The sequence below is a fragment of the Leifsonia sp. SIMBA_070 genome, assembly GCF_046534635.1.
Lineage (GTDB): Bacteria > Actinomycetota > Actinomycetes > Actinomycetales > Microbacteriaceae > Leifsonia.
Genome location: NZ_JAWRYK010000250.1, coordinates 1 through 274 on the forward strand (window position 1 = coordinate 1; position 274 = coordinate 274).

A 274-nucleotide genomic window follows, 5' to 3' on the forward strand; every position below is an offset into this window, starting at 1 on the left:
GTCGAATCGGCGGGCCGCGCCACCCAGCACGCCGCCGACAACCTCGCCGATCTGCCCGTCGAGGCGATCTCGGCGCGCGTCGAGCGCTTCATCGCGCACCTGCAGCCCACAGACGCGATCTCGCGCGGCGTGACCCTGCTGGATCCGCCTCGCTCCGGCGCGGGGGAGCAGGTGGTGCGCCGCATCGCCGAGCTGAACCCGGCGGCCGTCGTGTACGTCGCCTGCGATCCCGTGGCGCTCGCGCGCGACACCGGCCTCTTCCGAGAACTGGGAT

At 73.4% G+C, this 274-nt stretch carries 1 pseudogene; it reads left to right on the forward strand.

The features are described 5' to 3' along the window. A pseudogene (locus SB754_RS20225) lies at positions 1-274 on the forward strand (class I SAM-dependent RNA methyltransferase); the annotation flags it as partial.